General features: G+C 71.1%; 24 protein-coding genes. 6 read left to right on the top strand and 18 right to left on the bottom strand.

Annotation, left to right across the window (positions count from 1 at the left end; translation table 11 throughout):
* Nucleotides 1–142 precede the first annotated feature (142 nt).
* The 3 genes from D0D15_RS14350 to D0D15_RS14345 form a co-directional block, all read right to left on the bottom strand.
* Nucleotides 143–370 (bottom strand): hypothetical protein, encoded by a 228-nt coding sequence (locus D0D15_RS14350; RefSeq protein ID WP_094004874.1) that lies wholly within the window; start codon nucleotides 368–370, stop codon nucleotides 143–145.
* Between the two features lie 105 nt (nucleotides 371–475).
* Nucleotides 476–628 (bottom strand): hypothetical protein, encoded by a 153-nt coding sequence (locus D0D15_RS35930; protein WP_158224408.1) that lies wholly within the window; start codon nucleotides 626–628, stop codon nucleotides 476–478.
* Between the two features lie 279 nt (nucleotides 629–907).
* A complete protein-coding gene (locus D0D15_RS14345) occupies nucleotides 908–2677 on the bottom strand; it encodes a caspase family protein (protein ID WP_158224407.1) in 1770 nt (589 codons plus the stop codon).
* 82 nt (nucleotides 2678–2759) lie between these two features.
* Here D0D15_RS14345 and D0D15_RS35925 point away from each other — a divergent pair, with 82 nt between their 5' ends.
* Nucleotides 2760–3143, top strand: coding sequence for a hypothetical protein (locus D0D15_RS35925; RefSeq protein ID WP_158224406.1), 384 nt, complete (start codon nucleotides 2760–2762; stop codon nucleotides 3141–3143).
* Nucleotides 3144–3272: 129 nt separating this feature from the next.
* On the opposite strand, the gene D0D15_RS14340 is transcribed toward D0D15_RS35925, so the two are convergent.
* The 11 genes from D0D15_RS14340 to D0D15_RS14290 form a co-directional block, all read right to left on the bottom strand.
* The gene (locus tag D0D15_RS14340) at nucleotides 3273–3941 is read right to left on the bottom strand and encodes a fasciclin domain-containing protein (RefSeq protein ID WP_094004872.1); all 669 of its coding nucleotides are present in this window, start codon (nucleotides 3939–3941) and stop codon (nucleotides 3273–3275) included.
* 114 nt (nucleotides 3942–4055) lie between these two features.
* Nucleotides 4056–5627, bottom strand: a complete 1572-nt coding sequence (locus D0D15_RS14335) for a molybdopterin-dependent oxidoreductase (RefSeq protein WP_233157186.1) — start codon at nucleotides 5625–5627, stop codon at nucleotides 4056–4058.
* 197 nt (nucleotides 5628–5824) lie between these two features.
* Nucleotides 5825–7006 (bottom strand): fumarylacetoacetase, encoded by a 1182-nt coding sequence (gene fahA / locus D0D15_RS14330; protein WP_094004871.1) that lies wholly within the window; start codon nucleotides 7004–7006, stop codon nucleotides 5825–5827.
* On the bottom strand, nucleotides 7003–7863 hold the full coding sequence (locus D0D15_RS14325; RefSeq protein ID WP_115944495.1) for a hypothetical protein: 861 nt from the start codon (nucleotides 7861–7863) through the stop codon (nucleotides 7003–7005). Before D0D15_RS14325 ends, fahA begins: the two co-directional genes overlap by 4 nt.
* Nucleotides 7833–9023, bottom strand: coding sequence for a homogentisate 1,2-dioxygenase (locus D0D15_RS14320; RefSeq protein WP_094004869.1), 1191 nt, complete (start codon nucleotides 9021–9023; stop codon nucleotides 7833–7835). Before D0D15_RS14320 ends, D0D15_RS14325 begins: the two co-directional genes overlap by 31 nt.
* 63 nt (nucleotides 9024–9086) lie before the next feature.
* Nucleotides 9087–9611 (bottom strand): MarR family winged helix-turn-helix transcriptional regulator, encoded by a 525-nt coding sequence (locus D0D15_RS14315; protein ID WP_094004868.1) that lies wholly within the window; start codon nucleotides 9609–9611, stop codon nucleotides 9087–9089.
* A 36-nt stretch (nucleotides 9612–9647) separates the two neighbouring features.
* A complete protein-coding gene (locus D0D15_RS14310) occupies nucleotides 9648–10970 on the bottom strand; it encodes an MFS transporter (RefSeq protein WP_094004867.1) in 1323 nt (440 codons plus the stop codon).
* Nucleotides 10971–10998: 28 nt separating this feature from the next.
* The gene (locus tag D0D15_RS14305; protein WP_115944494.1) at nucleotides 10999–12405 is read right to left on the bottom strand and encodes an FAD-dependent oxidoreductase; all 1407 of its coding nucleotides are present in this window, start codon (nucleotides 12403–12405) and stop codon (nucleotides 10999–11001) included.
* Nucleotides 12402–13178, bottom strand: a complete 777-nt coding sequence (locus D0D15_RS14300; protein ID WP_094004865.1) for an SDR family NAD(P)-dependent oxidoreductase — start codon at nucleotides 13176–13178, stop codon at nucleotides 12402–12404. The genes D0D15_RS14305 and D0D15_RS14300 overlap by 4 nt, the downstream gene beginning before the upstream one ends.
* Nucleotides 13171–13977, bottom strand: a complete 807-nt coding sequence (locus D0D15_RS14295; protein WP_208646175.1) for an SDR family NAD(P)-dependent oxidoreductase — start codon at nucleotides 13975–13977, stop codon at nucleotides 13171–13173. Before D0D15_RS14295 ends, D0D15_RS14300 begins: the two co-directional genes overlap by 8 nt.
* Nucleotides 13974–14405 (bottom strand): nuclear transport factor 2 family protein, encoded by a 432-nt coding sequence (locus tag D0D15_RS14290; protein ID WP_233157185.1) that lies wholly within the window; start codon nucleotides 14403–14405, stop codon nucleotides 13974–13976. The genes D0D15_RS14295 and D0D15_RS14290 overlap by 4 nt, the downstream gene beginning before the upstream one ends.
* Before the next feature lie 89 nt (nucleotides 14406–14494).
* Between D0D15_RS14290 and D0D15_RS14285 the strand changes: the two genes are divergently transcribed.
* Complete coding sequence (locus D0D15_RS14285; RefSeq protein WP_244214957.1) at nucleotides 14495–15166, top strand: IclR family transcriptional regulator; 672 nt, start codon at nucleotides 14495–14497, stop codon at nucleotides 15164–15166.
* Between the two features lies 1 nt (nucleotide 15167).
* On the opposite strand, the gene D0D15_RS14280 is transcribed toward D0D15_RS14285, so the two are convergent.
* On the bottom strand, nucleotides 15168–15875 hold the full coding sequence (locus tag D0D15_RS14280; RefSeq protein WP_094004863.1) for an SDR family oxidoreductase: 708 nt from the start codon (nucleotides 15873–15875) through the stop codon (nucleotides 15168–15170).
* A 320-nt stretch (nucleotides 15876–16195) separates the two neighbouring features.
* On the opposite strand from D0D15_RS14280, the gene D0D15_RS14275 reads away from it, so the two are divergent.
* From D0D15_RS14275 to D0D15_RS14270, 3 genes are all read left to right on the top strand, one after another.
* On the top strand, nucleotides 16196–16816 hold the full coding sequence (locus D0D15_RS14275) for an L-threonylcarbamoyladenylate synthase (protein ID WP_115944493.1): 621 nt from the start codon (nucleotides 16196–16198) through the stop codon (nucleotides 16814–16816).
* 67 nt (nucleotides 16817–16883) lie between these two features.
* Complete coding sequence (locus tag D0D15_RS36315; RefSeq protein WP_167481506.1) at nucleotides 16884–17021, top strand: hypothetical protein; 138 nt, start codon at nucleotides 16884–16886, stop codon at nucleotides 17019–17021.
* Nucleotides 17022–17024: 3 nt separating this feature from the next.
* On the top strand, nucleotides 17025–17705 hold the full coding sequence (locus tag D0D15_RS14270) for a hypothetical protein (RefSeq protein ID WP_094004861.1): 681 nt from the start codon (nucleotides 17025–17027) through the stop codon (nucleotides 17703–17705).
* A gap of 269 nt (nucleotides 17706–17974) precedes the next feature.
* On the opposite strand, the gene D0D15_RS14265 is transcribed toward D0D15_RS14270, so the two are convergent.
* Genes D0D15_RS14265 through D0D15_RS14255 form a run of 3 tightly spaced genes read right to left on the bottom strand, consistent with a single transcriptional unit; the run spans nucleotide 17975 to nucleotide 21455 of the window.
* Nucleotides 17975–18913: an SMP-30/gluconolactonase/LRE family protein gene (locus D0D15_RS14265; protein WP_094004860.1), complete on the bottom strand. Its 939-nt coding sequence runs from the start codon at nucleotides 18911–18913 to the stop codon at nucleotides 17975–17977.
* Nucleotides 18910–20205 (bottom strand): phosphotransferase family protein, encoded by a 1296-nt coding sequence (locus D0D15_RS14260; RefSeq protein WP_115944492.1) that lies wholly within the window; start codon nucleotides 20203–20205, stop codon nucleotides 18910–18912. The genes D0D15_RS14265 and D0D15_RS14260 overlap by 4 nt, the downstream gene beginning before the upstream one ends.
* Nucleotides 20202–21455 (bottom strand): acyl-CoA dehydrogenase family protein, encoded by a 1254-nt coding sequence (locus D0D15_RS14255; protein WP_094004858.1) that lies wholly within the window; start codon nucleotides 21453–21455, stop codon nucleotides 20202–20204. Before D0D15_RS14255 ends, D0D15_RS14260 begins: the two co-directional genes overlap by 4 nt.
* A gap of 47 nt (nucleotides 21456–21502) precedes the next feature.
* On the opposite strand from D0D15_RS14255, the gene D0D15_RS14250 reads away from it, so the two are divergent.
* Nucleotides 21503–22270: an SDR family NAD(P)-dependent oxidoreductase gene (locus D0D15_RS14250; RefSeq protein ID WP_094004857.1), complete on the top strand. Its 768-nt coding sequence runs from the start codon at nucleotides 21503–21505 to the stop codon at nucleotides 22268–22270.
* Nucleotides 22271–22488: the final 218 nt, after the last annotated feature.

Genomic DNA, 22488 nt, shown 5'->3' with positions numbered 1-22488 from the left:
GCTCTTCGTACGCACACCGTTTCCGGAGCACTGCTGCCTGGATCCGCGACCTCCGGCCAAGTTCCGCCGCTTCGCGCTACTTCACAAGCCACCTGAGCGCCCACGTGCGTACCAGCCGTAGAAGCCCCTATTCCGGGCGTAATCACAGGCAGGCGTTGCCGTAACCCAGGTAGAGCGGGGCGGTGTCCGGGGCTGAGGCAGCCGCGGACATGTTCCGACCGCTCCTTGTCCATTCGGGAAGTACGCCGTGCAGCCTCAACAGCTCGGCGAATTCGGTCGTCGGCAGGCGGGCAGCCATGGGGCAGGTCTTCGCCCAGTGCTCGTGCACCCAGGCCAAGGGGATCGCCTCCTCCGCTCGGCCGTTGAACACCTCGGCGATGGTCGGGTTGCGGCTGCATCGCCTTCATCACCTGCACGAGGGCTCCACTGGGCATCAGCGCCACGCCGAGGGTGGTGAACGCAGCGGAAGCGTCGGTCACCGCCAGGTCCGCTTGGTTGCGGCCGACTCCTCGTTGCCGGCACCGAGCGAGTCCACTGGCTCGGTCTGCTCGTCCTCGCCGTCGACCGGTGGCTCCTGTCCCAGCAGCAGATCCCGGGCGCGTTCGAGACGGGATGCGGCGTCGAGCATGCTCTGCGCGGCGCTGTCGAATGCAGATTCGAGCGACGGGGCGCAGCGGATCCGCGCAGGCTGGTCGGCTTCGTCGTCACTCGTGGCATCCAGTCACCGCACCGACATGGCCAGGTAGCGGACCGCTCGGGCGAGCAGGTGCACCTGTTCGAAGTGGACGTCTTCGTTCCGCGGCAGAGCTGACCAAGCGTATTTCGCCAGATCCGGCATCAGGGCCAGCGTCGCCTCCGTAGCGAGGTCCGGAGATGAGACAGTGGACCAACACCAAGGTGCACGACATCAGAATCGCCAGACCAACCAGTTCATCACGGTTCGGCCCAGCTCATCCAGCCACCGCCAGTGCGGTTGCTGCACATGCAGGTACGCCATCAGTCCGCAGATGATGAAGCAGAGCGTCCAGTACATTCTAGCGAACTCGACCGTGGCAGCGGTGGTACCCGCGACAGCCGCGATGCCCAGCACGATCGCCCACAGGGGAACCGGCAACGGGAACACGGCGAGACACAACCCGGTGAAGAGCGCCAGGGCAATCGCGGGAACCGGCGCCAAGACGTCCTCGGAATCGGCGAACACCGCTCCCGCCAGCGCGAGCCCGAGCAGAGTGACTGTACCGGCGCCGAGCCAACCGGTGCCCATCACACCCGCCGAGGCGGAACCAGCGACGAGGAGGCCGGGAAGTAGTCGTTGCGAGGGGTAGATGTCCAAGTCCCCCTGGGTCCACCAGAACGACGCGACACCGGACAAGGAAAGGCCGACCACGAACACGCTCACGACCAGCGCGGCGATGTTGCCGATTCCGAGCCCCGTGAGGTCGGTTATCCGACCGAACGCGCTTCCCAGCACGAACGGGGCGAGCACGCTGAAGAACCAGACCACCACACCGATGGCGAAGACAGCGCATGCCGCCGCAGCACCCAGTTCATCTCCCGCCGTTCTGCTGCCGGCCGTCGCGGATGCACCGCCCGTCGTCAAGGACGTAGCCGTCGTCCTCGCCCACTCGACCAGCCCTGATTGCCCCGGCATCGGGTGGCCCTCGGTTCCCGGCAGCGGATCGGCACCCGCCCACAAGGGCCCGGTCAGCAATGCTCGAGCACGCGCGGCCACTGCCGGCTCGGGGTCACCGGCCAGGCGCGCGAGCACCTCCTCGTCACCTTCGCCCGCCCCTCCACGCAGCTCGATTCCCTCCAGCAGCGCCAGCTTCAGGTTCGAATTGCCGGCGACCAGGTCGACGACGTCGGCCGGATGAGAACCGCTGGTCCCCGGCACCGGGGAAGCTGCGATGTACAGGGTGCCCTCGATGCCGAACTCGGCCTGCGGTCGCTGGGGGGAACCGGACTGTCGAACGTGGTCGTAGACGTAGTCGTACAACTCCTCAACATCAACGAGGCCGTCGTTGTCCTTGTCGGCATCACCGGTGCGCAGGCCCTCGACCAACACCCCGGTGAAGATCGACGGTGTCGCGGACCCGGTCACGGTCGGGGTCGCACCGGCGGTGACCTCATACGAATACTGCACTGCGGACGACGAGGTGATCACCGCCCGGCCCCGTCCGCGCAACTGGGGCACCACGTCGACACGCTCGCCCGTCCTGTGCCGTGAATTCACGAGGAACGCACCCGCGTAGCAGCAGTCCAGCAGCACCACGATGCGGCGGGAACGGCTGCGCTCCATCTGCTCGCGCACCCAGTCCCCGTCGATGGCGGTAGACTGAAGCCGCCGCGAGTTCGAGTTCCGCATGACGAAATACAGCCGGCCGTCATCGCCCTTCACGCCGTGCCCCGAGACGTAGAGCAGCACCAGATCGTCGGGCCGGGCTTCGGAGAACAGGTCGTCGATCGCGATACGGACCTCATGCTCGGCTGCGTTGTGCAGCAGAGTGACGTCGTACCTCCCGATGCGCGGGTCCGCCAGGACGGCCTGGAGCGCTTCAGCGTCTGCCTTCGGCGCGTCGAGCTGGCGGAACGTTTCGTCGGCGTAGGTGTCGGTCGTGATGACCAGCCCGATCCTCCGCTCCCCCACCGCGCCGAACCTCCGCTTCCGAGCAGTCAACGCCGACGATCGTACAAGTTCCGTGATCAGCTCGTTGCCGGTTGTGGCATCCTGGGGTCGTTCCGGATGAAAGGACGTGCTGGTGCGTGCGGTGGTGCAGGTCGAGGCCGAGGACGGCGATCTCGAAGAACGAGAACGTTTGACCCGATTGCTCCGCAGCGAACTCCTGGCTGCCGACGTCGACGACGTCGAATATGCGCGCGACGGACATGCCCCCGCTGGCGCCAAAGGAAGCGTGGACAGCGTCGGCGGCCTGGTGGTCGCCCTCGCCGACTCGGCGGTGCTGAGCGCCGCGCTGACGGGGCTCACCCAGATCGTGAGAGGGTGGATCACTCGGGGGCGGGGCCGCCGGGTGAGCATCACCATCGATGACCACGTCCTGGAACTGTCCGACGCCGAACCCGCGCAGCAACAGCAACTGGTGGACGCGTTCATGACCGCAGTTCGGCAGGACCGCCAGAACTGATCAGCAACGGCCGCGCTCGGAGGGGCATCGGCGGTTCGCCGGGAAGCGGTGCCAGACGCTGGTCCCGGACATGACCGAAGCCCGGACCGCCGTGAGGGCGGTCCGGGCTCGGAGTGGTACTGCCGGTTCTTACTTGTTCGTGCCCGGGGTGAGGACGGTGTCGATGACGAAGACCGTCGCGTTCTTGGTGGGGATGTTGCCGCACAGCACCTTGGCGCCGTTGACGGTCATGTTCTCGCCGCTGCCGGCGATCTTGACGGAGCCGCCGTCGGTGTTGAGCGTCTGGGCCGTGGCGGCGTCCTGCAGGCCCTTGGCGTCGTAGCGCTGCGGCAGCACGTGGTACTGCAGGATCGGGGCGAGCTGGGACGGGTTCTGGGCCAGCTCGTTGAACTTCGCGTCACCCAGGGCCTGGAAGGCGCTGTCCGCCGGGGCGAACACCGTGATGGCTTCCTGGCTGTTGAGGGTGTCGACCAGGTTGGTCGCCTTGACCGCGGCGACCAGTTTGGTCAGCAGCGGGTTGGTGGAGGCCGCGCTGGCCACCGGCTGCGGGCCCATCGAGTCCAGCGAGCCCGGCGCGTTGCCCTGCGGCAGCTGGCCACAGGCCGGACCGAACACGTCGGCGTTGGTGGTCACACCGGTGGCCGCGCCGCTGGTCATCGGCGCGGACATCGAGCCCGAGGGCGCCGTGGTGGGGCTGCTCGGGCTGGAGGCGGAGTCGTCACCGCTGCTGCCGCAGGCGGCGAGGGAGAACATCGCGGCGGCGGCGAGGCCGGCTCCGGCGTAGCGGGCAGTCTTCACGAGGAATCACTCCATTTCGGGATTGGCGGGGCCACGCGAGTGGATGCGCGCCCTGCTGTCATCGGGTATTCGGCGGTGCCCGGGTTCCGGATTGGACCGGGTTCGATCTTTTTTTTATTTGGCGGTGAAGGAGATCGTGTGCCAGCCGGTCGCGCCGTCGGGAACGGTGCCGGCGCGCTCCTGCGTCTGCGTGTAGCCCGATCGGTCGGTTGCCCGGCAGCTCACCTGATGGGTGCCCGCGGGAACCGTGATCTCGGCGTACCACATCCGCCAGGTGTCCACATTGACCTCACGGGACAGCGTCGCGTCCTGCCAGGGTCCGTTGTTCACGCGCACCTCGACGCGGGCGACGCCGGTGTGCTGCGCCCACGCCACCCCGGAGATGCGCACCGTTCCGGCCGGAAGGGTGGCGAAACCCTTGGGGAAGTCGATGCGCGACTGGGTCTTGATCGGCGCCTGCTCGCCCCAGCCGCGGTTGAGCCAGTACGCCCGCCGCGCCCGCCAGGTGGTGACCTCCAGATCGACGACCCACTTGGTGGCCGACACGTACCCGTACAAGCCGGGAATGACCAGGCGCGCCGGAAACCCGTGCTCCAGGGGCAGCGGCTCGCCGTTCATGCCCAGCGCGAGCATCCCGCCGCGCTCGCGGTCCAGGGCCGCCGGCACGGGTGTACCGGAGGTCCAGCCGTCCACACTGGTGGCGAACAACTGCTCCGCGCCCGGCTGGACACCGGCCTCCTCGAGCAGATCGGCCAGGTCGATGCCGATGAAGTTCGCGGTCGACACGTAGGGACCACCGACCTCATTGGACACGCACGTCATCGTGATCGTGCGTTCGACCAGGGGGCGGTCGCGGATGTCCTGGTAGCTGTACCGCCGCTCGCGCCCGACCATGCCGTGCACCCGCAGCGACCAGTCCTCGGCGCGCACCTGCGGCACGGTCAGCGCCGTGTCCACCCGGTAGAACTCGGGGTTCGGCGTCAGGAACGACGGGGTGCCGAGCCCGGCGAAATCGGCGCCGGCCGGGATGGCCGGTGCCGTCCGCGCGGGGACGAGCGGGCCGACCGCCGCCCGCGACGCCGCCGCGTTCTTCGAGCCGGCCAGTGCCTGACCGCCCACCCCGGCCAGAGCCGAGCCCACCACCACGCCGGCCCCGGTGGTCAGGAACGCCCGCCGCGACGTGCCCGTAGCGGCGGAAACCGCCCGGGGACGGGCGGCGCGGTGCAGCGCCACGAACACCGCGGCGCCGGCTATCAGGCTCACCAGCGGTGCCAGCAGAGCCGCCGCGCCGAGGTCGGGCCGGGCGGCGACCGCGACGATGCCGACGACACCGAACAAGGTGATCACCACCGCGCCCGGCCACACCGAACGGCGCGAGGCCAGCCCCGCCAGCGCGGACACCACGACCAGCACCAGCGCCATGCCGGCCAGGAGCACCAGCTTGTCGTAGGTGCCGAACGTGCGCACGGCGAAGTCCTTCAGCTCCACCGGCGTCAGATCGATCGCGCCGTTGCCCACCGCCAGGTACGGCGAGGCGTTCACCGCGATCAACCCGGCGACGAGGTGCCCGGCCGCCAGCGCCGCGACCAGCGCCAGCACGCCGCACAGCGCGGCCACCCACGCTCTCAGCCGCACCCGTTCGGGTGGAGCGGACGGTGCCTGCGGCGGTGTTCCGGTCTCAGCCATACTCGGCATTCGCCACGGAGGCCCGCGAGTATTGGTGCCGCGCCGAATTCGCCCGGATCGGTGGTGACTGTGACCGCCGTCACGAGCACCGGCCGGCCGCTGCCGGACGCCTGGGAGCTCAACCGTTTCCGTTGATCCGGGTGAATCGAGCGGTCACCGCCGGGAGGCACCCCAGCGCGAGCCGGGGTGCCCTCGCCTCAGCGCTTGGCCTCCGTGGCCGGCCGGATCCGGCCCCGCACCTCGCCGAAGCCGATGCGGCCCGCCTGGCCCGGGGCGGTGGCCGAGATGACCACCTCGTCGCCGTCCAGGAGGAACGTCCGCTCCTCGCCGTTGACCGTGACCGGCTCCTTGCCGCCCCAGGTCAGCTCGATGAACGCGCCCCGCTGGTCCTTCGCCGGGCCGGAGATCGTGCCCGAGGCGTACAGGTCGCCCGTGCGCGACGACGCGCCGTTGACCGTCAGGTGCGCCAGCATCTGCGCCGGTGACCAGTACATCTCCCGGTACGGCGGGCGGCTGACCTCCTGCCCGTTCCACGACACCGACAACGCGACGTCCAGCCCCCACGGCTCGCTTTCCCGCAGGTACGGCAACGGCACCGGCGACTGCTCCGGCGTCGGCACGCGCGCGGCCTCCAGCGCCAGCAGCGGCACCACCCACGGCGAGATCGACGTGGCGAAGCTCTTGCCCAGGAACGGGCCCAGCGGGACGTACTCCCAGGCCTGGATGTCCCGCGCCGACCAGTCGTTCACCAGCACCGCGCCGAACACGTGCTTCGCGAAGTCCTCCGTCGGCACCGCGGTCCCCAGCTCGGACGGCACGCCGACGATGAACCCCAGCTCGGCCTCGATGTCCAGCCGGCGGCACTCCCCGAACGTCGGCGACGGCTCGTCCGGCGCCTTCCGCTGCCCGCACGGCCGCACGATGTCCGTCCCCGACACCACGACCGTCCCGGCCCGCCCGTGGTAGCCCACCGGCAGGTGCTTCCAGTTCGGCATCAGCGGCTCGGCGTCCGGCCGGAACAGCCGCCCCAGGTTGGACGCGTGGTGCTCGGACGCGTAGAAGTCCACGTAGTCCGCGACCTCGACGGGCAGGTGCAGCTCCACTTCGGACACTCCGAACACCGCCTCCGCGGGCACGTCCCCGGCGACCAGCGCAGAAATCCGCGACCGCACCTCGACCCACCGGTCGTACCCCTGCGCCATGAACGCGTTCAGCGACGGCCGCGCGAACACCTCGTCGCCCAGGGCCACCGCCAGGTCGACCACCGAATCGCCGACCCGCACGCCGACCCGCGGTGCACTCCCGCGCGTGGAGAACACGCCGTAGGGCAGGTTGTCCAGCCCGAACAGCGACCCCTCGGGGATGTCGATCGTGGTCACGCCGTCACTCCTCCATCCAGCGCCGAAGCCGGGGCCAGTCCGAGGTCCACCAGCTCGGCCACCGGTTCGTCGATGCTGCAGGTCCCGAACGAGCGGAACGACTCCCGCGCACCCGGGTCCACTTCGGACACCCGCTCGGCCACCCGGGATCCGTCCCGCTCCGCCAGCAACGCGACCAGCTCGTCCTCGGACGAGCCGGACCGGGCCGCCGCCGTCGCCAGCAACAGGTTCAGGAAACCGTGCTGCTCGAACCCGGTCGACGGGTCGGTGTTGCGCAGCGCGCGGTGCAGCCCGGCCGTCGCCTTGAACGGCACACCCGCGCGGACCACGGCGAGCACCGCCGCGGCCAGCTCCGCCTCGTCCGGATACAGCGAAGCCTGCACCCCGCCGGTGCGGAACTTCGCCGAATGCCCGGTCTTCGCGCAGGTCGCGATCACCTCGGCGCGGCGGGAGTCCCGCGGCACCTCGACGAACACCGGCACGTCACCGGCGACCTCCAGCGCGCGGAAGAACTCCGGCACCGACGACTCGGCGGGCATCGCGACCTCGAACCCGGCCAGCAGCACCGGCAGGTCGGCGGCCCGGCCCAGAGCGTCCGGCAGCTGGGCCGGGCCACCCGGCGCGGTCACCGCCAGGTCCAGCGGCTCGGAGACGGCGGCGACGCGCTCGGCGAGCGCGGGCGCCGCCAGGACCAGCGGGCCGACCAGCTCGCCGTAGCCCGCACGCAGGTGCGTGGCGTGGTCCGGCACCGCCCGCGCCAGGGGTTTCAGCCCGGGCGGGAACACCGCCGCGTCGTCGAGGAATCCGCGGAACAGGCTCACGGTGTTCACCGGGGCCCCCGACCGGCCCAGGTCCACGCGTACGCCGGGTCTTCGGCCGCGCGGCCGCCCTCGCCCAGCTCCAGCGGCCGGAACGTGTCGACCATGACCGCCAGCTCGTCGAAGTACTCGACGCCGATGCTGCGCTCGTAGGCGCCCGGCTGCGGGCCGTGCGAGTGGCCGCCCGGGTGCAGCGAGATCGAGCCCTGCCCGATGCCCGAACCCTTGCGCGCCTCGTAGTCGCCGCCGCAGTAGAACATGACCTCGTCGGAGTCCACATTGGAGTGGTAGTACGGCACCGGGATGGACAGCGGGTGGTAGTCCACCTTGCGCGGCACGAAGTTGCAGACGACGAAGTTGTGGCCCTCGAACACCTGGTGCACCGGCGGCGGCTGGTGCACGCGGCCGGTGATCGGCTCGAAGTCGCTGACGTTGAAGGTGTACGGGTACAGGCAGCCGTCCCAGCCGACGACGTCGAACGGGTGCTGCGGGTAGACGAACCGGGTGCCGACAATCCCGGTGCTGCCGCGGTGCTTGATCAGCACCTCGACGTCGGTGCCCTCGACCAGCAGCGGCTCGGTGGGCCCGTGCAGGTCGCGCTCGCAGTACGGCGAGTGCTCCAGCAGCTGGCCGTACTTCGACAGGTACCGCTTCGGCGGCGTGATGTGCGAGTTCGCCTCGATCGCGTACGCGCGCACCGGGCCGTCCGGCACCCAGCGGTGCGTCGTGGCGCGCGGCAGGATCACGTAGTCGCCCTGGCGGAACGGCAGCACGCCGAACACCGTCTCGACGACACCCTCACCGGACTCGATGTAGACACACTCGTCGCCGATCGAGTTGCGGTACAGCGGCGACGCCTCCCCGGCGACGACGTAGGAGATCCGCACGTCGCCGTTGCCGAGCACGAGCCGCCGCCCGGTCACGACGTCGTGCGACTTCCACTCCTCGCCCGGGAACAGCTCGTGCAGCTTGAGGTGCCGCGGCCGGAGCGGGTGGTTGGCCTCGGTGGTCAGGTCCGGGAGCTCCCAGACGGTCGAATCGACGATCGCCGACGGGATGTTGCGGTGGTAGAGCAGCGAGGAGTCGCTGGAGAAGCCCTCCTCCCCCATCAGCTCCTCGTAGTACAGGCCGCCCTCGGGCGTGCGGTGCTGCGTGTGCCGCTTGGGGGGAACCGCACCGACCTGCCGGTAGTACGCCATGACCTCGCCTCCTTGCCGGTCCGATGTAGTAAATGTATGTACTACTTCTCCGGCGCGCAAGGGTCAGTTGCGGCCGCGCACGTCGAACTGGTCGCGGTTGGTGATCAGCTTGTCCAGCAGCATCACGAGAATGCGCTGCTCGGCCTCGGTGAGCACGCTGGTCCACTCGTGCTCGCGCTCGTTGTGCTCGCGGAACACCTCGACCATCTCGGCCCGGCCGCGCTCGGACAGCGACAGCAGCACCGAGCGGCCGTCGTGCTCGCCGGGCGCGCGCTCCAGCAGCCCGTCCGCGACCAGGGTCTTCGCCAGGTTGGACACCGCCGCGCGGCTCATGCCGGTCAGCTCGGCGGCCTTCTTGGCCTCCAGGGGGCCGGCCAGCCACGTGACGAACAGCAGCCGGAACGCCGACCAGGAATGGCCGCGCGGCCGGTGGACGCTGGCCTCCAGGTCGTAGGTGACGATGTTGGAGGCCCGGTTCAGGGTCAGCAGCACCTCGGTGGCGAGCTGGTGCCGGAAGCCGAACTCCCCGGCGAGCCGGCGGTTGGCGAGCTCGACGAAGGACCAGAAGTCGAGCTCGCCCTCAGCCATGACCGCAACCCTATCGCCGGAAGAAGTAGTTAATATCTAAACTACCTCATGGGCGGCAGCTGCGACACGTCGTTCCCTGGTCACCTTGAGGAAGGACAGCATCACCGCGCAGAGGACCAGGCAGCCGATCGGGAAGTACAGGCCCACCGACACGTCGTCGGCCGTGGCGTTCTTGCCGATCACGTACGGCCCGAAGAACCCGCCCAGCGCGGCGATCGAGTTGATCGCGGCCAGCCCGACCGCGGTGTGCTCCTTCGACAGCACGCGCGAGGCCAGCGCCCAGTACGGCGCGAGGTAGCCGAGCACGCCGATCGCGACCAGCGACAGGCAGATCAGCGCCGCCACCGGGGTGTGCCGGAACTGGATCGTGCCGAACAGGCCGATCGCGGCCAGCAGCATCATCGCCACCACGTGCCCGCGCCGTTCGCCGGTGCGGTCGGAGTTGCGCGCCACCAGCAGCATCCCGATGGCGCCGACGATCCACGGGATCACGCCGAGGAACCCGATGTTGGTCGCCGAGTACGACGGGTCCATCTGCTTGACGATCTGCGGCAGGAAGAAGGTGAACCCGTACAGGCCGCACGCGGCGAACAGGTTCGCGAACGCCAGGTACAGCACCTTGCGGTCCTTCATCACCCGCAGCTGGCCGAGGAAGGTCTCCTGCTGTTCCGGCGCGTAGTCCTTGTTGATCTCGGCTTCCAGCCATTCGCTCTCCGCGCGGGAGAGGAACCGCGCCTGGCTGGGCTTGTTCGGCAGGTACGCGAGCACGATCAGGCCGACCAGCACCGCGGGCAGGCCCTGCAGGATGAACACCCAGCGCCAGCCGGACATGCCGAACCAGTGGACGTGGTCGAGGATCAGGCCGCCGGTGAGGCTGCCGAGGATCATCGCGATCGGCTGCGCGATCGCCAGGGTCGCGATGGCGCGGCCGCGTTCCTTCGGCCGGAACCACAGCGTCAGGTAGAGCAGCAGGCCCGGGTAGAGGCCGGCCTCGGCGATGCCGAGGACGATCCGCGCGAGGTAGAGCTGCGGGATGTTCTGCACGAACCCGGTGACGGCGGTGACGATGCCCCAGCTGATCGCGATGCGGGCGAGCCAGATCCGCGCGCCGATCTTCTTCATGATCATGTTGCTGGGGATCTCGAACACGACGTAGGCGAGGAAGAAGATCGCCGACGCGGTGCCGAACACGGCCGTGGTGATCAGCAGCTCGTGCTGCATGCCCAGCTGGGCGTAGCTGATGTTGGACCGGTCCATGTAGTTGAACACGTAGAGCAGCGCGACCAGCGGCAGCACTCTCTTGCTCACCTTGCGGATCGTGCGGCTGCCGGGATCCCCGGCGGTGGTGGTTTCGCTCATGTCTCTCCTCGTTGAGTGCCGCGCGAAGTCAGGCCGCGGCGTTGACGCCGGCCAGGCGGCCCATGGTCAGGGCGTTGGCGACCGCGTTGCCGCCACCGACGTAGCGCGGCCCGAGCACGCCGGCCCCGGCCTCGCCCGCGGCGAACAGGCCCGCGATGACCTCGCCGCGTTCGTCGCGCACCGCCGCGCGGGCGTCGATCTCCAGCCCGGCGTGCGTGCACACCAGCTCCGCGGGCAGCAGGCGCGCCGCGTAGAACGGGGGTTCGCCGATGGGGTCCGGGTGGCCGGTCGCGCCCTTGGCGGCGAGCGTGCGGTGCCGCAGGAACTCCGGGTCGTGACCGGACGGCAGCTGCTCGTTCCACCGGCGCACGGTGGCGACCAGGGCGTCCGCGGGGATCCCGGCCTTGCCGGCCAGCTCCTCGAGGCTGCCCGCGCGCAGCGTGCGCCCGGCCTCGGCCTCGGCCAGCACGTGGCCGGCGTCCCAGTGCGCGTACCCGGGCGGCAGGCCGCGGCGGGCGCGTTCGTCGAAGATCACCCAAGCGGTGCCGCCGTGGGCCTCGATGATGTCGCTGGACACCGCGTAGGAGGCGTCTTCGTCCATGAACCGGCGGCCGGCCGCGTCGACGTGGATCCGCGACTTGGGCGGGAACCCGGACTGCCAGTGGTGCAGCCGCTGGAAGTACGCGGTGGGCAGCATCAGGCCCCAGCCCGCGCCGGTGACCCCGGCACCGACCTGCTCGCCGAAGCGCAGGTGGTCGCCGCGGCTGCCGTCGGCGGCGACGACGAACAGGTCCTCGCCCGCCCGCAGCGCCGCCGGGTAGTAACGGGCCAGCAGGCCGGGGTCCCGGGCGAACCCGCCGCTCGCGACCACCACCGCGCCCGCCCGCACCTCGATGCCGTCGGCGACGACGCCGCGGACCCGGCCGCCTGTCTCGATCAGCCGCTCGACGCGGGTGTTGAAGACGACCTCGACGCCCCGGGCGCGCGCGGCCTTGGCGAGCACCTGCACCACGCCGTAGCCCTGGTCCTTGGGCACGTGCCCGCGCCACACGTCCTCGACCCCGGCCCGGCACAGGCCCGGGGTGTGCGCGTCGCCGGACACCTTCGCCGGGATCTCCACGCCCAGGCCGATCAGCCACTCCAGCGTCGGGCCCGAGTGGCGGCAGAACGCCTCGATCAGCCCGGGGTTGAGCTGCCAGGCGTTGAGGTCCATGTAGTGCTGGAAGAACCGCTCGGCGGAGTCCTCGACGCCCAGCGCGGCCTGCACGCTCGTGCCGGCGGCGGTGAACATGCCGGCGGAGAGCTGGGTCGAGCCGCCGAGGTCGGTTTCGGATTCGAACAGCAGCACCGAAGCGCCCCGCTCGGCGGCGGAGACGGCCGCGGCGAGCCCGACGACGGCTTCGCCGACGACCACGACGTCCCATTCGTCGGTCACGCGAAATCCCCTCCGGTCTCGGCGATGATGCGGTGGTAGAGGCCGTTGGACACCAGGCCACCGTCCACGGTGACCTCGCTGCCGGTCATGTAGCTGGACCTGCTCGACAGCAGGAACAGCACCGCCTCGGTGATCTCCGCGGGTGTCGCCATGCGCCCGGCCGGGATGCTCGCCACGGCCGAGGCGACGAAGCTGCCGGACCCGGCCAGCAACGCGGTCTCGACGAGTCCGGGGTGGACGGAGTTGACCCGGATCCCCCACTTCGCGAAGTTTCCGGCGGCCGATTTGGACAGTCCGGTCAGCCCCCACTTGCTGGAGCTGTACGCGGGCGAGAAGTAGCCGATCTGGCCGGAGATCGAGGAGATGTTGACGATCGACCCGCCGCCGGAGTCACGCATCAGCCCGGCGACGGCCTTCATGCCGTAGAACGGGCCGGACAGGTTGACGCGCAGCACCCGGTCCCAGATCTCGTCGGTGGTGTCGAGGAACTCCAGGCGACGCGAGATGCCGGCGTTGTTGACCAGGCCGGTGAGGCGGCCGCGCTGGGCGCGAATCTCCTCGACCACGCGCGCCCACGCGGCGGGGTCGGTGACGTCCAGTTCGTGCACCGAGACCGAGCCGCCGTCCTCGGCGATCTCCTCGGCCACCGGGGTCGCGTCGGCGATGTCGGCGAGGCACACGTGCGTGCCGTGTTCGGCGAGCGCGCGGGCGTGGCCGGCGCCCATACCGGCGGCGGCGCCGGTGATCAGCACCGTGTCCGGGTACTCAGACATGCCGGGACCCGCCGTCGACGGCGATGCTGTGCCCGGTGACGTACCGGGCGCTGTCGGAGAGCAGGAACAGCAGCGGGCCGACGACCTCCTCCGGCGAGCCGAGCCGGTGCAGCGGCACGACGTCCAGCGCGTGCCGCAGCGCCTCCGGGTCCTCCTTGACCCAGCGGGTCATCTCGGTGTCGATGTACCCGGGGGCGATCGCGTTGACCCGGATGCCGCGGTCGCCGAACTCGACGGCGAGCGACTCGGTGAGGTGCGCGACGGCGGCCTTCGAGGTGCAGTAGGCGGCGCGGCCGCGACGGACGCGGACGGCCGACACCGACGACATGTTCACGATCGCGCCGCCCGGTTCCAGGTGCCGCGCGGCGGTCTGCGCGCCGTAGAGGACGCCCTCGACGTTGACCGACAGGGTCGCGGTGATCTGTTCCGGCGTGATGTCTTCGGCCGGCGCGAACGGGAAGATGCCGGCGTTGTTGACCCAGAAGTCGAGGCGCCCGAACCGCTCCAGCGCCAGCTGTGCCACGGTTTCGTGGTCCGCGGGCTTGGTCACGTCGAGGCGGGCGCCGACGATCTGGCCCGGCTTGTCGCTGTTCGCGAGTTCCGCGGTGAGTTCGTTCGCGGTCGCCAGCATCTGCTCTTCGTTGATGTCGGCGCCGACGACGTGCACCCCGCGCGCGGCGAGTGCGGCGGTGAAGCGCGCGCCCATGCCGCGGGCGGCGCCGGTGTCGACCGCGACCTTGCCCGCGAATTCCGGGTAGACGGCCGTCATCGGCTCGTGCTGGGCGCGTGTGTCGCTCATCGGTTCTCCTTCAGGTCGTCGCGGCGCACCGTGCGGTGGCGGATGCGCCAGGTGCCCGCGTGGCGGACCAGGTGGTCGGTGATCGTGGTCTGGCGCAGGAGTTCGGGCGGGCTGTCCGGCAGGGTGCGCACGATCTGCAGGTAGGCGCGCACGACAAGGCCGTCGTCCGCGGGCGTGACGTGCAGGTTGGTGAGGACGTGCCGCGTGACGCCGTCCTGCCCGGCGAAGTCCTCGGCGAACTTCGTCAGCGCCGCCGTCCCGGTGACGGGCGCCGGGTAGCTCGGTGAGCAGAACTCGCCGTCCGGGGTGAAGGTCTCCGCCCACTCGTGGGCACGGCCCTCGTCGATGTGGTGGCTCTGCGCGCCGTACAGCTGGTGCACGAGCGCGAGCGTGTCCGCGTCCACGTTGACCTCCTCCGGGGCTTGCACGCTGCGATCTGCGTGCTATTATCGCACGCAGCGTGCGAACTACGGAAACAGTAGGTCGCGGTCCGGTTCGTCGTCAAGGGGGTGCCCGCGTGTCCGAAGTCGACTCGGGGATGTCGAAAACGCTGCACAACGGGCTGCAGATCCTGGAACTGCTCGTCGCGCACCCGCAGGGGATGACGCTGACGGAGATCGCGGAGGGGGTCGGCGTGCACCGGACGGTGGCGCACCGTCTCGTGCGGACGCTGGAGGCGCACCGGTTGTGCCGGCGGGACCGGTTCAAGCGGATCTCGCTCGGCGCGGGCCTGGTGCGGCTGGCCGAGCCGGTGGAACAGGACCTGCGCACGCTCGCGCGGCCCGTGCTGGAGGAGCTGACCGACCTCACGCAGGCCACGGCGCACCTGGTGGTGCGCGAGAACGCCGACGAGGTGCGGATGCTGATGATCGTGGAGCCGCGGCAGGCGCGGATGCACGTGAGCTTCCGGCCCGGCCAGGTGGACCCGATCGACCGCGGCTCGGCGGGCCTGGCGCTGCTGGCCGCGGCGCCGCCGGTGGCGGGCGAGCGGGAGGAGGTGTCGCTGGCCCGCGAGCGGGGTTTCGCGGTGTCCTACGGGGAAATCGCGCCGTCGGTGATCGGGATTTCGGCGATGGTGCCCGGGCGGGAGGTCAGCATCGGCCTGTCGCTCTTTTCGGCCCCCGACGAGGAATCGCTGGGCCGCACGGTGGTGGAGGCGGCCCAGCGACTCGGTTCCCTGCTGCGGTGAACTACGCGGCGGGCCGGACGATGATCTCGTTCACGTCCACCTGCGCCGGCTGCTCGATCGCGTACGCGATGGCGCGGGCGATCGCCGTGGCCGGGATCGTGTTCGCGCGGTAGGTGCGCATGCCTTCCGCCGCGTCCGCGTCGGTGATGGTGTCCGCCAGCTCCGATTCCGTCACGCCCGGCGAAATGGTGGTGACCCGGATGTCCGGGCCGGTCTCCTGGCGCAACCCCTCCGACAGCGCCCACACCGCGTACTTCGTCGCGCAGTAGACCGCGGCCGTCGGGACCACCTCGTGCGCCCCGATCGACGCCACGTTCACGAAGTGCCCGCCACCCTGGCGCTGCATCACCGGCAGGCCCGCCGCGATCCCGTGCAGCACGCCGCGGAGGTTCACGTCGATCATCCGGTTCCACTCGCCGAGCTTCAGCCGCTCCAGCGCGGACAACGGCATGACGCCGGCGTTGTTCACGATCACGTCGACGCGGCCGTGCCCGGCCACCACCCAGTCCACAAAGGACTGAACATCCGCGGAATCCGTGACGTCCAGCCGGCGGTACGACGCACCACCGATCTTCGCCGACAGCTCCGCCAGCCGCTCGACCCGGCGCGCGCCCAGCACGACCCGGTGACCGGCCTCGGCCAGCACTTCCGCGGTCGCCCGGCCGATCCCGCTGCTCGCGCCGGTGATGACAACGATCTTGCCCGACATGGGTTCTCCTTTCCTCACCGGCCACTCTCCGCGGAACCGCGCGCCGCAACCAGGGTGTGGTGCACCCACCGTTCCGCACAGCGCGGGGTCCTGGCTGCGCAAGCCCAGTTCCGCGTGCACTTGGCCCAGGTTCCGCTCCGTGCGGATTGCGGCGGATCTCCTCGACGGTCCCGAGTGCCGAGCGTCCGTCGGCTGATCCGTACGCTGTGCCGCAGCGGTCAACGGGACCCGGGCCTCGAGTCGTACGACACCCTCTGGTCGTTCACCGGCAACTGACGGGCCGTGGGCGGGGCCGGCCGGCCGGACCCTAAGCTCGGGGAATGGCGAAGTACTTCGACGTGCACCCGGACAACCCCCAGCGCCGGTCGATCGGTCAGATCGTCGACCTGCTGCGGCGCGACGGCCTGATCGTCTACCCGACCGACTCCGCCTACGCCCTGGGCTGCCAGCTCGGCAACCGGGACGGCCTGGACCGCATCCGCGCCATCCGGCACCTCGACGACCGGCACCACTTCACCCTGGTCTGCCGCGACTTCGCCCAGCTCGGCCAGTTCGTGCACGTCGACAACACCATCTTCCGCGCGATCAAGGCCGCCACCCCGGGCAGCTACACGTTCATCCTGCCGGCCACCAAGGAGGTGCCGCGGCGGCTGCTGCACCCGAAGAAGAAGACGGTCGGCGTGCGGATCCCGGACCACGTCGTCGCGCAGGCGCGGCTCGCCGAGCTGGGCGAGCCGCTGGTGTCGAGCACGCTGCTGCTGCCCAGCCACGAGGAGCCGCTCACCCAGGGCTGGGAGATCAAGGACGAGCTGGACCACGTGGTCGACGCGGTGGTCGACTCCGGCGACTGCGGCACCGAGCCCACGACGGTGATCGACTTCTCCGGCGGGGAGCCGGAGATCGTCCGAACGGGTGCCGGGGACACCGCGCGTTTCGAATAGCTCTGGACATCGCCGCGCCGACCGGTCACGCTGGAAAAACGCATCCGTGATCCGCGAGGAGGCTGCGATGAGACTGGGCCGGAAACTTGCCGTCGGCGTCGTCGAGGAATCCACGGCCGAAGAGGTCACCCCGGTCGAGGAACCACGCGAGACCGCCGAAACCCCCCAACCGGAGCGCCCCGCCCCCGTCACCGCCGACCGCTGAGCCATGGCGGGCTGGCTGTCGTTGCGCCGCACGCCCCAGGAACGGCGCGACGTCCCGCTGCGCGGTTACAAGCTCGCGTACCCGATGCTCTCCGCCGACGGCACCGAAGCCGGGTTCACCGGGGTGTCGCTCGGCCGCACGCACGCCTACCGGGTGACCGCCGAGGCGAAGTGCGCGCAGAGCAGCCGCCACCAGAGCCCGTCCCGCCTGTGCGACTGCGGGTTCTACTGCTTCCACGAACTCGCCGACGCCCGCGCCCTGGCGTGCGATCCGCAGTACCAGCAGAGCGTGCTGCTGGAGGTGGACGCCGCGGGGCGGTACTTCCTGTACGAGCGGGGCGTGCGGTACTCGAAGCAGACGGTGACGGCCGTGCACGCCGGGTTGTGCGCGTGCGGGTGGCCGGCGCAGGTGTTCGTGGCGACCGGCACCGGGGTCGTGGGATGGCGCAAGCTGCTGCCGGTGTGCTCGACGTGCGCGGGCAACCGGCCACCGCTGACGCTGGAGCACTTCAGCCGCCTGGCCGGGGTGCCCGTGCACCGGGACGACCGGGCGGTGGCGTTCACCACGGGCGCCACGACCGGCGGGCCGGAGCTGGTGCCGCTGCTGTCGGCGGAGGTGGCGCTGCTGCACGCGCGGCTGGACGAGCTGCAAACGCAGCTGGACAAGCTGACGAAGGGCAGCTGAGCCCGCGGGCCGGGCGGTTGGCTCCGGAACGGCCGCCTCGCGCCGGTGCCCGGAAACGACCACCCCGGAAGGTGACTTGCGCACCGTCCCGGGCCGTCACCGCGGCCCGTGCCCCCGCATAGTTGAGCCGCAACCCGAGCGGGTGGCCCGGCACGACCGGGCGAGTGGCTCACGCACCCTCGCAGAGGTGGCACCGCTGCACGCGCGGCTGGACAAGCGGACGAAGGGCACCTGAGCCCGCGGGCCCCGTCCGGGTGAATTTCCGCCCGTCAGCTGCCTGTCGGCGCGGCATCCGCGTAGTTCAGCCGCAGGCCGGGGCGCGGCCACTCCGTCGCGTAGAGCTTGCCGGCACCCGACGACGTGATGTACGCCGTCCGCAGGCCGGGGCCGCCGAAGCAGATGTTCGTCACGAACCGGTCCGGCTCCGGCGGCCGCACCACCTCCAGCAGCTCCCCCGCCGGGCTGAGCACGCTGATCCCGCCCGTCATGAGCGTCGCCACGCAGACGTTGCCCGCCGAATCCACCGCGAGCGAGTCGAGCATCTGGTAGCCGCCGAAACCGTGCAGCAACGCCGCCCCCGCGGGGCCGTGCACCCCACCCGGCGGGCGCGAAATCCGGCCCGGCCCGTCCACGTTCCAGAACCACACCCGCCCGGTCACCGTCTCCGCCGCGTACACCCGCGAACCGTCCGGGGACAGGCCCACCCCGTTCAGCCCGGTGAACCCGTAGGCGATCTCCGCGACCCGCGAACCGTCCGCCCGCGCGTAGTACAACCCACCGCGATCGCTCTCCCGCGGCCGGTGTTTGCCCAGGTCGGTGAAGTAGAACCCGCCGTGCGCGTCGAACACCAGGTCGTTGGGCCCGCGCAACGGCCGCCCGTCCACCGACGTGTACAGCTCCGTCACCGCGCCGTCCCACGACACCCGCTGGACGCACCCGCCCCGGTAGTCCGGCGGCTGGTCCCCGGGCAGCGTCACCCCGCCGCGGTGGTGCCAGGCGAACCCGCCGTTGTTGCAGACGTAGACCGCCCCGTCCGGGCCGATCGCCGCGCCGTTCGGCCCGCCGCCGCAGTCCGCCACCACGGTCACCGACCCGTCCGGCCACACCCGCGACACCGTGCCGCGCTCGATCTCCACCACCAGCACCGAACCGTCGTCCAGCGCGACCGGCCCCTCCGGGAACCGCAGCCCGCTCGCGATCTCCCTCACTCCTGCTCCAGGTACTTCGGATTCGCCACCAGCACCCGGTCGATCACGTCGGTCCGCACCGCCGCGACGACCTCCGCCACCGCCACGGCACCCGACCGCAACGCCCGCGCCAGCTCCGCGCGCGACGAGAACCCCAGCGCCGCCAGCCGTTCCCCGTGCCGCCGCTCCTGCCCGGCACCGCAACGCAACTCCCGCGAGACGATGCCCAGCACGTTCGCCGCCACCCGGGCCTGGAACGACAACCGCCCCTCGGTGCCCGGCATGACCTCGGCGCGCAGGAACTCCCCCACCGCTTCGACCAGCTCGGCCGCGCTAGGCCGGCCGTGCAGATCGGGCACCGGATCCGGCACCGCGTCGACCGGAGCCACCGGCACCCCGAGCGCGGTGAGCAGGTCGTGCTCGTGCTCGCACACCCGCCGCCCGACCGCCGCCAGCTCGACCGACCGGATGCGCCCGCTCAGATGCCGGTCGGCCTGCCGCAGGCACAACACCGCCCACCGGACCGTCCCGAACACCTCCCACCAGTGCACCGCCGCCGGATCGGGCCGGAACCCGGCCACCTCGGCGTAGCCGTCCAGCAGCTCCTCCCGGCTGCCGAACCCGCCCACGGGCAGCGGCGAGCCGAACCGCCACGCCTTGACGCACAACCAGCCCAGGTCCTCCAGCGGGTCGCCGCGGTGCGCCAGCTCCCAGTCCAGCACGGCGGCGAGCCCGTCCGGGCCGACGATCAGGTTGCCGTTGCGGAAGTCGCCGTGCACGACGGTGTCCCCCGCCGGTTCCGGCCGGTGTTCTCGCAGCCACCGCAGCCCGATTTCCAGCGACGGCAACGGCTGGCCGAGCGAGTCGTACAGCTCCACCAGCGAGTTCAGCGGATCCACCTCGGACAGTCCGGGCACGGCGGGCATCGCGTGGATCCGCGCCGCCACCCGGCCCAGCTCGGCGGCGAGCTTCGGCCGCACGTCCGCGAGCTCCGGTTCCCGCAGCAGCCGCCGGGGAATCGTCTCGCCGTCGACGTGCTCGGTGATCAGGTACGGCGAGCCCAGCACGTCCGCGCCGTGGTCCACCAGCCGCGGCACCGGGACACCGGCCTCGCGCGCGGCCCGGAACAACGCGGCCTCCTGCGCCATCTCCTCCGGACGGCACTCCCCCGGCGGGTCCCGCCGCAGCACCAGCCGCCCGCCGGGCTCGGCCGTGAACGCCCAGGTCTCCCGGCTCGCGCCACCGCTGAGCCGCCGCAGCCCGGTGATCTTCGCGCCCAGCCGCCGCCCCAGCGCCTCCGCCAGCCCGGTCATCGCCTGCCCGGCCCCGCGAACCCGAACAGGTACCCGGCGATCTTGCGCATCTGGATCTCCTCGGCGCCCTCGGTGATCCGGTAGCGGCGGTGGTGCCGGTAGATGTGCTCGAACGGGGTGTGCCGGGTGTAGCCGAGCCCGCCGTGCACCTGCATGGCGCGGTCGGCGGCTTCGCACACCAGCCGGTTGGCGCGGTAGTTGCACATCGACACCTTGTCGCTGATCAGCAGGTGGTCGGTGCGGTCGAGTTCCCACGCCGTCTTGCGCACGAGCGTGCGCACCAGCTCGGCCTCGGTCTGCAGCTCGACCAGCGGCCACTGGATCGCCTGCCGCTCGGCCAGCGGGCGGCCGAACGTGCGGCGTTCCCGCGCGTAGTCCACGCTGCGGTCGATGCAGTACTGCGCGGCCCCGACCCCGGAGGCGGCCTGCCGGATGCGGTTCTCGTGCACGAAGTGCTGCGCCAGCGCCAGCCCGCCGCCGACCTCGCCGAACACCGCCGTCGACGGCACCCGGACGTCGGTCAGCGTCACCTCGGCGTGGTCGGTCGGCATGTTGAACGTCCACCAGTGGAAGTCCACGGAGAACCCGGGCGTGTCGGTGGGCACGATGAACGCGGTGATGCCGCGTGGATCGCCGCCCGCGCCGGAGGTGCGGGCGAAGATGACGTCGTGGGTGGCGGAGTGCAGGCCGGAGTTGAACCGCTTGGCGCCGTTGAGGATCCAGTCGTCGCCGTCGCACACCGCGGTGGTCTCCAGCCAGGTCGCGTCGCTGCCGTGGTCCGGTTCGGTCAGTCCGAACGCGACCCGTTTGCGGCCGGTGATCATGTCCTCGACGAACTCGCTCTGCTGCTCCGGCGTGCCGGCGGCGAGGAACATGTGCACGAGCGGGAAGTTGCCCACCACCGAGGATTCGTTCTGCAGGTCGTTGTGCAGACCGAGCCCCTTCGCCGCGAGGTGCTCGCGGATCACCGCCATGTCGAGGTTGCTGCCGTCGCCGCCGCCGACCGACTTCGGCAGCCCGTACCGCAGCCAGCCCGCCCGGTCGGCGCGCCGGAACATCTCCCGCAGCAGCTCCTCCCACTCCGGGCGGGGCGTGCCGCCGGCTTCGAAATCGGTGCGGGCGTACTCGCGGCGGTGGTCGAAGAAGCGTTCGTTGTCGTCCTGGCGTTGCAGGGGCCAGATCTCGTCCTCGAGGAACCGGTCGAGGTCGGCGAGCAGCTGCCGCAGCGCCGCGGGCAACTCGAAGTCCATCAGGCAACTCCTTGCGTGGCGGGAGAAACGTGGGGCACTATCCGCGGATGACCAACCCGTTCGACCTCACCGGGCACGCGTCCGTCGTCACCGGCGGCAATTCCGGGATCGGCCTCGCGATGGCCGGCGCGCTCGCCGCCGCCGGCGCCGACGTCGCCATCTGGGGCACCAACCCCGAACGCAACGACACGGCCGTCGCCGAGCTGTCCCGGCACGGCACGACGGTGCTCGCCGTTCGCTGCGACGTGGGCGACGAGGACGAAGTCGAGTCCGCGATGGCGCGCAGCGTGGAAGCGCTGGGGCGCCTGGATTCCTGCTTCGTCAACGCCGGGGTGGGCGGCGCGGGCAGCCGGTTCACCGAGACGTCGCTGGCGGAGTTCCGCCGCGTCACCCGGGTGGACCTGGACGGCGCGTTCCTGACCCTGCGGGCGGCGGCGCGGGTGATGCTGGCGCAGGGCACCGGCGGCAGCCTGGTCGGCACCTCCAGCGTGGCGGCGGTGCAGGGCCAGCCGCGCGGGCAGGCGTACGCGGCGAGCAAGGCCGGGCTGACCGCGATGATCAAGTCGATCGCGGTCGAGCTGGCCCGGCACGGCATCCGCGCCAACGCGATCCTGCCCGGCTGGGTGCACACGCCGCTGGCGGCCCCGGCGCTGGACTCGGAAGGGTTCCAGCGCCGGGTGCTGCCGCGGATGCCGGTCGGGCGCTGGGGCAGGCCGGACGACTTCGGCGCGCTCGCCGTGTACCTGGCCAGCCCGGCCAGCGCCTTCCACACCGCCGACACGATCACCGTCGACGGCGGCTACCTCAGCTTCTGACCCCGCGAGTCCCACATTCAGGACCGCGAGTCCCACATTCAGGGCCGCGAGTTCCACATTCGGCCGCAGCACGACACCGCCGCGAACGTGGAACTCGCGCGCGGGAACGTGGAACTCGCGCGCGGGAGCGTGGAACTCGCGCGCGGGAACGTGGAACTCGCGCGCGGGAGCCTGGGACTCGCGCGCGGGATCGCTGGCCCTTATACACATCTCCGAGA

The organism is Amycolatopsis thermalba, from assembly GCF_003385215.1.
Lineage (GTDB): Bacteria > Actinomycetota > Actinomycetes > Mycobacteriales > Pseudonocardiaceae > Amycolatopsis_E > Amycolatopsis_E thermalba.
Note: the sequence above shows the minus strand (reverse complement) of the source record. Positions and strands in the feature narration are given on the sequence as shown.